General features: G+C 40.3%; 11 protein-coding genes. 9 read left to right on the forward strand and 2 right to left on the reverse strand.

From position 1 onward, the window contains the following. The first annotated feature begins 12 nt into the window (after window positions 1-12). Genes ACC612_RS08380 through ACC612_RS08395 form a run of 4 tightly spaced genes read left to right on the forward strand, consistent with a single transcriptional unit; the run spans window position 13 to window position 3904 of the window. Window positions 13-783: a hypothetical protein gene (locus ACC612_RS08380; RefSeq protein WP_371854080.1), complete on the forward strand. Its 771-nt coding sequence runs from the start codon at window positions 13-15 to the stop codon at window positions 781-783. A 16-nt stretch (window positions 784-799) separates the two neighbouring features. Continuing rightward, a complete protein-coding gene (locus ACC612_RS08385) occupies window positions 800-2467 on the forward strand; it encodes a hypothetical protein (protein WP_371854081.1) in 1668 nt (555 codons plus the stop codon). Window positions 2468-2509: 42 nt separating this feature from the next. Beyond that, window positions 2510-3283, forward strand: coding sequence for a GNAT family N-acetyltransferase (locus tag ACC612_RS08390; protein ID WP_371854082.1), 774 nt, complete (start codon window positions 2510-2512; stop codon window positions 3281-3283). A 51-nt stretch (window positions 3284-3334) separates the two neighbouring features. After that, window positions 3335-3904, forward strand: coding sequence for a hypothetical protein (locus tag ACC612_RS08395; protein ID WP_371854083.1), 570 nt, complete (start codon window positions 3335-3337; stop codon window positions 3902-3904). 45 nt (window positions 3905-3949) lie between these two features. Here the strand turns inward: ACC612_RS08395 and ACC612_RS08400 are convergent, their stop codons facing one another. Beyond that, window positions 3950-4642, reverse strand: a complete 693-nt coding sequence (locus tag ACC612_RS08400; RefSeq protein ID WP_371854084.1) for an RAD55 family ATPase — start codon at window positions 4640-4642, stop codon at window positions 3950-3952. Between the two features lie 157 nt (window positions 4643-4799). On the opposite strand from ACC612_RS08400, the gene ACC612_RS08405 reads away from it, so the two are divergent. Together ACC612_RS08405 and ACC612_RS08410 are read left to right on the forward strand one after the other, a co-directional pair. Next, window positions 4800-5219, forward strand: a complete 420-nt coding sequence (locus ACC612_RS08405) for a hypothetical protein (protein WP_371854085.1) — start codon at window positions 4800-4802, stop codon at window positions 5217-5219. Continuing rightward, window positions 5188-5955 (forward strand): MinD/ParA family protein, encoded by a 768-nt coding sequence (locus tag ACC612_RS08410; protein WP_371854086.1) that lies wholly within the window; start codon window positions 5188-5190, stop codon window positions 5953-5955. The genes ACC612_RS08405 and ACC612_RS08410 overlap by 32 nt, the downstream gene beginning before the upstream one ends. A 2-nt stretch (window positions 5956-5957) precedes the next feature. Here the strand turns inward: ACC612_RS08410 and ACC612_RS08415 are convergent, their stop codons facing one another. Next, on the reverse strand, window positions 5958-6686 hold the full coding sequence (locus tag ACC612_RS08415; protein WP_371854087.1) for a hypothetical protein: 729 nt from the start codon (window positions 6684-6686) through the stop codon (window positions 5958-5960). A 213-nt stretch (window positions 6687-6899) separates the two neighbouring features. Here ACC612_RS08415 and ACC612_RS08420 point away from each other — a divergent pair, with 213 nt between their 5' ends. From ACC612_RS08420 to ACC612_RS08430, 3 genes are all read left to right on the forward strand, one after another. Further along, complete coding sequence (locus ACC612_RS08420) at window positions 6900-7040, forward strand: hypothetical protein (protein ID WP_321420768.1); 141 nt, start codon at window positions 6900-6902, stop codon at window positions 7038-7040. After that, window positions 7037-7261, forward strand: coding sequence for a hypothetical protein (locus ACC612_RS08425; RefSeq protein ID WP_371854088.1), 225 nt, complete (start codon window positions 7037-7039; stop codon window positions 7259-7261). Before ACC612_RS08420 ends, ACC612_RS08425 begins: the two co-directional genes overlap by 4 nt. 592 nt (window positions 7262-7853) lie before the next feature. Next, window positions 7854-10737 (forward strand): SdrD B-like domain-containing protein (locus ACC612_RS08430; RefSeq protein WP_371854089.1); only part of this gene is annotated, 2884 nt, incomplete at its 3' end.

Genomic DNA, 10737 nt, shown 5'->3' on the forward strand with positions numbered 1-10737 from the left:
GATGTGGTGCCAATGGCTGTGAAAAAAACAAAAGAGGATCTTGAGGATGTATCCCTCTTAAAATTCGCGCTGGTATCTCAGTTGAAGAGAACTTATGAAACAAGTGATGTAGACATATTGCTATTTGCGGGTGTTGATGGGAAAATATATGCTTCCTATATTCCGGAAAGTATTGGTCCTAAGATTTTCGAACTGACAAATCTTATTACCAGCAATCTGTTGCATATTAGCCAGCAGCTTTCCATGGGTTTGCAGCAATCTGTGATAGAATATGATTTTGGTACTGTCATATTCTCATCTGTAGGAAAGGGTGCACTACTGATTTCATTGTTTACTAAGAAGATAGATCTTTCTCAGAATATGAGAAAAATAGAGATCACAAGGGAGGTCATGCAGCACCTTTTTGAGCAAAAACCCATGACTGAAGCACAGCTTTCTACATATCCCGCAGATGTCGCCAAAGAACTAAAGGAACTTGCAAAATGCGTATTTAATGAAATGTATACGCAGTCTTCTGAATATAAAAAGAACATGGAGATTCTTAGCGATATCAAAGAGAAGATAACAGGTGTTATGGGACGTGGGGAAGTTGATCAGGTACTTGCTATGGCTTTCAATGAGATTGCTTCATCTCCAAAGTGGATGACGGAGAAACTATGGCCGTTGCTGCTGGAAATGGTGATCAATGATCAAATACGTCCACTACATGGCGACTACATTGCTGATGTTTGTATGGCCGAGTGGATACCTGATATCAAGCGTAAGCTTGAATCTTTTGTATAAAAACGGATGTGGCTTTATGGTAAAAGTTACTGATCTAAAAAACAAGCTAGAAGAAGGCTCAGATTATATCGAGCCATGCGATGGTAATGACGCAGGAGATCAGTCTAATACAGATGCGTTATTTGCACAAGATGTTCTTTCATCATCTTCTGTGGAAGAAGCACACATATCTGAGTCCAATAATAAAGATAATGAACCTAAAAAAATTGTTGGAACATCATCTGAAAAGGAAAATCAGATCATTTGTGATGATACGGCTTTTCAACTCATTCAGCAAAAACTTGCTTATTTCGAACAAAAGTTCTCTGAAATGCAATTGAAGCTGGATGAAGGTCTATCACAAAATTCAGGCTCTATGAGCGCATTGAAAGGTGAGATTTCTTCGCTTGCTTCAAATAAAGAGTTATCGAAGTTGCGAAAAGAGTTCGACACACTGCACAAAAAACTAAGCCGGGTAGCGAAGGAAGAAGATGCTTTGAGTGGCCAGTCGCTGAATGCTGCTAAAGTCCCTCCTGATGTGCTGCAGATCACATATTCAAAAACATTGAATGATCTGTACGGAGCGATTTTAAATATCTATGGCGATAGTGAAGCTGAAGCTATCATTAACAGTATCAGGGACAATGTACGTGGTTTTAGTGCAGGTGTAGATTTCTTCAGGTTTGAAGAAGGTTCATTTGTTGTAACTGAATTATCAGAAGCCATCCAGTCTCGGCTGGTTTCTACAAAACAGATTCATGGTACTTACATAGAAATATTTAAAAGAATGGCTGAATATGTGCCGAATTATGAGTCGCAGGATTTCAGATCATTTGTAGAGACCGGAAGCAGAGAATATGCAGTTGAGAAGATAGCTGAGCATAATCATCGTCTAAAGGATCTGGAATCCCTTGTAAACAAATATTTACAGGAGTTGGATAATGTTTCTGAGAACATGGGTTTCGTGGCTCAGTTGCAGAATCAGCAGCTTGAAGAGATTAAAACCAAATCCGAGGACATTATCACTATCAAAGATCAGATCTCAAACCTTTCACACGCTGTAAACCTGCATACGCGCCTCTTCAAGAAACTCAATAGCAATTTGGAAACTATACGGTCACAGCTTGACTTAATTGAAACTAGCTCGCAGAGCAAGGTAGGGGCACAGGAAATTCTCTCTATGTCTTCTGAGATCTCCCAGGCTGTACCTTCACAGCCTGAAATTGCGGCTCTTGCTGCATCTCTGAATGACCTAAGGGAACAAACATCATTAATGGTATCTGAGTTATATTCACGTGTAGACTCGGTCTTCTCGGATGTTCATGGCATTGAAGCAGTTTCCAGAGAAGTGGCTTCATTGCAGGAACAATTACAGAAACTACGCTCGGATATGCAGGACGATGTTATGTACATCGATATAAGTGACATCGAAGATTCCAATGTCAATGAAGATGTAGCTGTTGATGTTGAAAGTGATCTATGCATTGACCTTAATGATATTCGTGAGCTAACAGGAGTTGTTGTAAGTACTTTGGGTTCTGTTGGCCCTTCAACCCTAAAGCAACTTAATAAGGCACTCTGTTCCTCTGAAGTGAAACTGGATGACGAAGAACTGCTGCAAGTATTAGCTGAGGCATCATCATCGGGTATGATCATTTCTCAAAGAAAAGGCAGGTATCTGTATTACAGTGTAGGTCAAGCATAAGAGCTGGTTTCAGTTACTACATTTGAGCAGAGTTGATAATAAATGCAGCAAACAGAGGTTATTCACAAAGCAGGAGATATGTCTTATGAACTTCTCATATCTGCGAATGCTGTTGATAATCTCAATATCGATGTAGGCACTGGCGATAGGGATGGTTTCATTTATTTCCACCAAAAATTCGGAATGCCATATAAATTCCTTCTAAGGAAATCTATTGAATCAGGGCATTTCTTATTCGTATCCGTATCCGATAATAACAAACTCATAGGTTTTGCAAGGTTTGAGAAACTGGAAGAACATACTGAAAAAGAAATAAAAGGTAAGATGAAAATTGTCACACCTTCTTTATTCCTGTTGCGCAGTATGGAAATTCACTCTGCTTTCCGTAATTGCGGAATTGGAAGAGTGCTGTTCTCGACTGCTGTATACTATCTTAAAGGCAATGTCTTGACAATTCCGGATAATCCCGAAGCTGCAAGTTTCTTCAGAAAAAAACTGGGCTTCAGCGATGTTACAGGTCCTGTTGGCAGCAGTGGCCAGAAGTATGAAGGGCATTTGATGCTCACTTATCCTAAAGCTGTTACTTTGTGGCATGAGATAGCAAGAAAGTACCCAAGGATAGTATATCCTGAGCTAGTTGATCTTTATGAATCGCTTAAATTCCGTCATAGCATGGGTAAAGCAATATCCTGCAATGATATTTCCAGATTTGAGATACTTCTTGCAGGCTGCAGTGGAATGTTGTCTGATGCTATGCAAGAAGATATGCAATATCTGATGGCTAAGTTGCGTAAAGGTGTTAGTTGTAAGGCTTGAAATTTATTATTGTCTTGTTTCTATTGGTTTGAATATCTGATGGAGGATAGTGTGGCAAATATAGATTCTCAGAAACTGCGCAGAAAATTGCTTAAGTTACATACTAAATATCATGTAGCTCCCCTTAAAGAGCAACATAAGGAACAAACTATATCTGCTGCAGAATGTACGGTTGCTATAGATCAGATCACAGACCATTTACTTCAAAGCATGAGACAGAAGCTACGAAAGGAAGTAGCTCAGGCATTTAAACAGAGTGAAAATCCTGAGATTCCATATTTTGCTGTGATCATGGACATTATGCAATTCATGAATGAATTTGTGGGTGATCCGCATACTGTAGAACTTATATTCGTACGTGTGAACAATGAAGTAGCGCGCAGAAAACTGGAACTCGATGAAAAGATGTACTATTCTGACGATCAATGGACAAGCGAGCTTTCAGAGGGTGCTGTTCAAAATCTGAGAGATGCAGGTACTGAGAGGGATTACATTTTACTTGTGGAAAAACTGCTGGACACTTTGTCAACTTCAGCTAATAATCAGGAGATCAATATTGCACGTATAAGGCTTGTGAATATTATCCGCAAGCACACCCATCATGAACTTAAGGACTTATGATACCGTAAATATGAGTTTTCTTTTTCATTTATTTCTCAAAACAGGTTACTGAGGCGTGATGGAACATCCATCGTCTGAAAACTTCAGATCATGTTTTCCGGCAATATAATCTCTGCCTCTGGATTTTACTATCTTGATGTATCTATGGATCTCATTACTTTTTCGATCCTGGTTTCCTAACTCTATTACTACATCGGAAAGATGGCTTAGGTTGTCGCTACTAATTTTGTCTCCTGTTATATCTCCTGTCATGATAAGTACCGCATTTGCAGCTGCAAAATCCCGGAGCAGGTTTACAAGAAAAGCTCTTTTTTCTAAAGGAAGCAATTCTCTGTCATTTTCAAAAGATGGGGATATGTCTAATAATACTGTTACCGGATCTATAACTATCCTGTTTGGCTTGTCCTGCAATAGGGTATGGAAATATTTGAGCGTTGCATAGTCTCCCTTAGTCAGTATTTGTTTATCCAACTCCAGGAATTGCATATTTCCGCATTTAACTGCTTCTTCATCAAAGAATGAATAGCTTTGTGCAAGGTGTAACAGTTTATCTGCAGGTTCAGATAACACAGTGATATAAACGCATTTTTCGCCAGCCTTTGCAGCCGCAAAAAGCGATTGTAAGCATATCATGGTGCGCCCACTGCCAGAAGGTCCTGCTATCAATATACTTGAAGGTTGTGTAAGCCCTCCTTTGAGAATATGATCTAAATCGGGTATGTATGTTGGAAATAGCATATGGGCACCTTATTAAGTTCAATGTGAATCTTGGATAGTTATATATTTATCGAAATAAATGTTTATGTCCATTGGTGTAGCTGTTGCATACTCAGTATACATCGAGCATTTCCATATCCAATCATTCATTAATTCGTTATAAGATTTAATCCATCAAATGTTGATCATCATGCCAGTGCCTGAATATGATATTAATGTTATTGCTTTGCTTAACGATCTTGATGATCGTTTAAGACAGCTGGAATCCCGTGTTGCTGAGGTAGAACTTAGGTCTTCTCCCCCGGTAGATGATAAAATGGCCATGTTTCTTACGGTTCCTGATTCTATCCGCAAGTCACTTCTTGCTGTGTCCACTCTGGAGTCATGTACTGCGGATGAGGTGAGTGAGATAACAGGTCGTCACAGGTCTATTGAGAATAAGTACCTCAATGAGCTTTACAGGTCAGGCTGGTTAAAAAGAGACCGGAAAGGTAAAAAGATCTTCTACTCTTTAAAAAAGAGATTGGAGGCAGACAAAAAACAATATGTATCTGCGGTAGAAGAACTTGAAAGCAAGCTTGACCAGTTGCTGGGGTGAAAAAGTGCTGCTGAGTTTTCATTCTTACAAGGGTGGTACAGGAAAAACAACCTTTGTGAGTAATCTGGGTGTTTATTTTGCACAGCAAGGACATAAAGTATGCATCATTGATACAGATGTGAACGGTCCGGGTTTGCATTCTCTTTTTGGTATTCATCTTTCTGCAACATTGGTGGATTTTTTACAAAATGAGTGCAAGATAAATGAGATCGTATACAAGCCATATAAGGATCTTGATCTTTATATCATTCCATCCAAAGCTTGTGAAGAGGATATTTCTTCAATGTTCAATTCTCCGGGTGAGGCCAGGGATAAAATGCTTGAGGTTGTGAAGTTCCTGAACAAACAGTTTCAGGTGGATCATATCCTATTTGATTGCAGCCCAGGTATTAACAAATCCAGCCTGCTAGTCATGAATATAGCTGACAGCGCCACGATTGTTTCCACCATTGATATGCAGGACATAAGGGGAACCTATATCCTATCCAATATGTCATCAAAATTAGGAACTAAAGCGAATCTTCTTTTTAATAAAACTCCTATGGATAAATTAGAAGAGATCAATGTTATCGTGGCAGATTTCAGTAAAAAACTGGGAACTTCGCTTCTAGGCTTGCTGACTTTTGATGATGTGGTGGCGCGCACTTGGTCAAGGAAGATGGTAATGCTAGATGAGAATAACTGTGACTATTGCCAGCAGTTGCGCAACATTGCAACAAGGTTGCTGAACTGCTGATCTTATGCTTTTCGATATTCTTCGATGTGCTCGTGGACAATTTTGTCCAGTTCTTTTCTTTCCTCTAAACTGAGGCTGAAAATCTCTTTGATCTTTTTGATATCGCTATTCACTGCAGGCTTTAGCGTGAGTCTGTTATTTTTAAAAGTATACTGTATGTCGTCCTTGCTCTTTTTTGGTCCCATCTGGATAGCATCTTCTGTCACATAAAGAACCTCGTCGAATATGGTGAAGAGAAGTTTCTGTGTCTCTGTTTCAAGTGCATTTAGAGCAACAGTACAGATCATTGTTCCCTCTTTATCTTTCACGCGGGAAGCAAGAAGATCAAGAAAATGCAGAAAAGGGAGCTTATTACGGCGCCACCTTAGATATTCAAGGTCTTCAAGGAATACCAACTGTTTTAATTTCATTTGCTCTTCGAGCTTCATCAATACTTCTGTCATATCCAGACAAGTGGCACTTCCTACAGAGAACAATGATGTGCCATCGCATTTTTCGGCAAGTTCCGCATGTAATCCTGGGTGAGACTTAAATTCTTCAGATGATCCATTGGTATGCTCATTAAAGAGTAACATAGACATTAGCATACCCTTTTTCTCTAAAAGGGATGACGTGATACAGTATGCCAGTTCAGGCATTTTAGCCTGTTCACTATATACAAATAAAACATTATTGCCATTTATCAACCCTAAAAGATCTGTTCCCGCATTTTCACCTGAAATATTAGTCATACTTCCCCACAAACGTTTTATACTATAATCACTCAGCCAAGATTCTTTTACTAAGATTGTATCTGGATTAGGTTTAATTAGTTATTATATTTTACTGTCTTTTATTTTTCCTTTAACTCTTGTGTTTCACTTTATCGTATGTTACATTTCTTCGAGTAAACTTGCGAAAAGGTTAATAGCAATAGTACCAGATGTAATTTGAGGTGGAATTGTATGTCAAAATTCCTAAAAAGAGATTACGAAAGAAAAGGCGAAAAGAAAAATGAGGAATTGGAATCCAAGCTAATACAAGATAACCTCTCAGAGCTCAAACAAGAGCTAGTTGAACTCCCAGGCGGTGAAGATTTCGAGTGAGCATCTCTTCGAGTGTGTCTCTTCGTATATCTGTGGAGCCATCTAAAGAACCGCTATCAATCATGGAATTTCTCCCAGGGAAAAAATACGAAGACCTGCTCAGGGAACTCAAAATCAACCCGGAAACAGTACTTCTCCTAAAAGATGGAGAATTGGTTCCATCGGATGGGATTGCCACTTCCGGCAACCTGTCCATAATTATCATAACTTCAAAAGGATGAATGGAGTGAGTAATCCCATGTTGGGACTCACTCTTCTTATTTCCCTGTATATAAAGCTTTTTTAAAACTTCTTTGATTATATTTCATTTCATGCATTTTTTATGGGCATTGGCGATGTATCTGTATTTTATCCTTATTTCTATATTCGGTACAAATTTGCTTAGTTCCTCAAAGATTGTGCGTATGTTGTGTATTCCAAAAAATATAGTCATATTAAATAATATCTTATACTAATATATTCGTTGAATAATATCAACTAGCCATAAAAGTAATAGACCTGTCCATAAGTATTCTTTCTATTACTCCGTTTTAAATTTACTTCCATTGTACAATATTTAACCACACGCTCTAAAATATAAATATGTGTTAATATACTTTATTTCTAATATATTTTGAATACCTTTATATAAAATAAAATCAAAATGTTTTCTAATAAGCTAAATGTTACTTCACAAGCTAAATGTTAGTTAATAAGTCAAATGTGAATGGATAGTATAAATCACTCCTAATTCTATCTATGACAACTTCATCCAATCATTCATAAAAATATAATGCTGTTGTCATTTGAGTGATTTAGGAGGTGGGGGTAAACATGAGTAGAGATAAATTAGTGATAGCTATGCTTCTAGCTGTGGCCTTCCTGGCCTGTATGCCTACGATCAGTGCAGCCACTAATCCGCCACCGGTACAGTTCTTTTACGTACCGATTCCTGAAAGCCAATGGTTAACAGCTATACAGGTCATTCAGGAAGGTAATATTGAACCTGTAAATCCTGTGCAGAGCTACATTTCTATCTCTGCAGTTGCCGATAATACTATTATTTATTATGATCAGTATGAGAATGGTTATGAACCAGACATCGGCAACCCTCTTGATGTATATTCAAGTTCTAATGTTGATGGTACACAGATCTGGGGAGATGGTGACACTTCAAATGGAGTACCTCCAGGAGTGCCCAGTGATATAATCAATGAGGGAACTGTAATTGTCTTAAATAATCCTGTTACTACCACGGATCCTATTACGGTCATCAAATACGGTGGCAGGGATAAGATAGCAGCCACCAAGACAATCGCTGTGGTCCGTGCTGGCTGGGGTACAGGGCCAAATACTTTGATGTCTGATGCCAATGAAGTGTACGATACTGATAACTGGGGCACGGAATTCCGTGTTCCGGTAGGTACAAACATCCCTGATGGCACAGATTATCAGATGTTCCAGTATACAGGTATGACGATCATGGCTGGCCAAGATGGAGCAACAGTCCAAATCGATGCAAATGCAGATAATACCTTTGAAACAACTGTTACTCTTACAGAAGGACAGAGTCATCTGGTCAACAATGGTCTTTCCGTAGGAGCTCGTGTAATTTCCAATAATCCTGTACAGGTAGACCTTATAACTGGTAATATAGCCACTTCTGTGGGATACGAAAGTCGTTTCTTCCGTTTGTTGCCTACAAACCTGTGGACTACCAGTTACTATACTCCGGTCTCAACTCCCTACACACAAGGTATTTACGACGGTGTAGAGACAACGGTCTGGCTCTACAATCCATCTTCCAGTGATATCACAGTTCAGTATGAAGCTAGAACTTCTTCCACTACTATAAGCACCACTCCGCTGACAGTTCCTGCAAACAGTTATCTCAAGCAAGTTCTCACCAATGTGAATTACGGTGCACATTTCTACACGACTGGTGGCCAAAAATTCTACGCACTGTCCACCACTAACTCTGGTAACTCCGGAAGCACTGGTGATTACTACAATTCTATATGGGATTGGGGATTTGCTCTCGTCCCTGAGAGTTCTCTGACACCGCAGTTGCTGGTTGGTCTAGGTATAGGCCGTGATCCGACTGTTTCTACAAACCCAACTGAAAATGGAAATCCTGTCTGGGTTTCACCCATCGGAAATGGAAATACTCTGGTCACAGTCTACGTTGATTTTGACGCAGACCCGACTACGGGCGGCTTAACCGATCCTAACGGCAATAAATATAACATTGCTTATAGTCTAAGGGAACTCGAAAGGGCGAAGGTCTATGATACCATCGATCGCGACCAAACAGGAATGCTGCTCTATACGCTGGATGGTACCAAACTGGTAGGAGCCTGGGGTGAGGATCCATTGACTGCCAGTGCTGCAGCGCCAGGAATAGATATGGGTACTGGAATACCGCCTCTGCCGTTGTTTGATGATGGTAAGACTGCTAGTTTGTATGAAGACATGGATAATGACGGCTATGTCAGCCCAGGGGATGTGCTGGAATACACTATCGTAATCATCAATACTGCTCGTTCTCCTGTGGATGATGTGCTGCTGCAGGACTCCTTGCCGGCAGATGTGATCTACGTTGAGGACAGCACCTACCTGAATAAATCTGCCACGGGAATAACTACTGCAATTCCTGACAGTGGTGCAACTGCTTTCCCGCTGGATGAAGGAGGAGTCATTCTCGATAGTGTCAATGCACTTCCAGTTGGTGAATCATATACTATCACCTTCAGGGCTATCATTAAGGATTTTGTAGACCTGACCCCCGGCATGACAGAAGTCGTGAATACAGGAAATGCAACTGCTAATGATATCACAATACCTTTCGAGGCCAGAACACCTATTTACGGCCGCATCGGTGACTTCGTCTGGGCGGACGTTAATGCTAATGGCATTCAGGATACTGGTGAGCTGGGTGTTGCAAATGTGACCATAAATCTGCTGGATGGCAGTGGTAACCCAGTTCTAGATGTTTTCAGCAATCCAATCACCACTGTGACCAATACAAGCGGCTTCTACCAGTTCTTCGGCTTGCTGCCTGGTAACTACAGTGTGGGGTTCATAAAGCCGATTGGCTATGATTTCACGCTTAAGGACCAGGGTCAGGATGACGCGCTGGATAGTGATGCTGACCTTCTGACAGGCAGAACTAGCGCGATAACGCTAGCTGCAGGTGAGAACAACTCTATGATGGACGCTGGTCTCTTCCAGCTTATTCCTGCAATTGATATAGAAAAGTACACTTATGGCGAAGATGCTGATAACGCAACTGGCCCGTTCATTCCTGTAGGATCCACTGTAACGTGGACCTATAACGTTACCAACAATGGTAATGTTAACCTGACGAATGTTGTTGTAACTGATAACATGGGTGTCACTCCAGTTCGTATCAGTGGTGACAACGGTAACGATATCCTTGAACCTGGAGAAGTCTGGGTATACAATGCAACCGGTACTGCAACTGCCGGTCAGTATGCTAACATCGGTAATGTTAGTGCCGATTACAGCGGTACTCCGGTAAATGACAGTGATCCAAGCCATTACTTCGGTGCTAACTCTTCAGTTGACATTGAGAAGTACACTAATGGCGAGGATGCTGATGATCCGACCGGACCATTCATACCCATCGGTTCTACAGTTACCTGGACTTACGACGTTACCAATAATGGTAACGTGAATCTGACCAATGTTGCTGTAA

It is taken from the genome of Methanomethylovorans sp., assembly GCF_041447285.1.
Lineage (GTDB): Archaea > Halobacteriota > Methanosarcinia > Methanosarcinales > Methanosarcinaceae > Methanomethylovorans.

Coding starts and splice junctions, on each gene's coding strand:
- ACC612_RS08400 (WP_371854084.1), bottom strand. CDS start 4,642: ATGCTATTTCCAACATACATACCCGATTTAGATCATATTCTCAAAGGA.
- ACC612_RS08380 (WP_371854080.1), top strand. CDS start 13: ATGGCTGTGAAAAAAACAAAAGAGGATCTTGAGGATGTATCCCTCTTA.
- ACC612_RS08420 (WP_321420768.1), top strand. CDS start 6,900: ATGTCAAAATTCCTAAAAAGAGATTACGAAAGAAAAGGCGAAAAGAAA.
- ACC612_RS08415 (WP_371854087.1), bottom strand. CDS start 6,686: ATGACTAATATTTCAGGTGAAAATGCGGGAACAGATCTTTTAGGGTTG.
- ACC612_RS08385 (WP_371854081.1), top strand. CDS start 800: ATGGTAAAAGTTACTGATCTAAAAAACAAGCTAGAAGAAGGCTCAGAT.
- ACC612_RS08405 (WP_371854085.1), top strand. CDS start 4,800: ATGTTGATCATCATGCCAGTGCCTGAATATGATATTAATGTTATTGCT.
- ACC612_RS08390 (WP_371854082.1), top strand. CDS start 2,510: ATGCAGCAAACAGAGGTTATTCACAAAGCAGGAGATATGTCTTATGAA.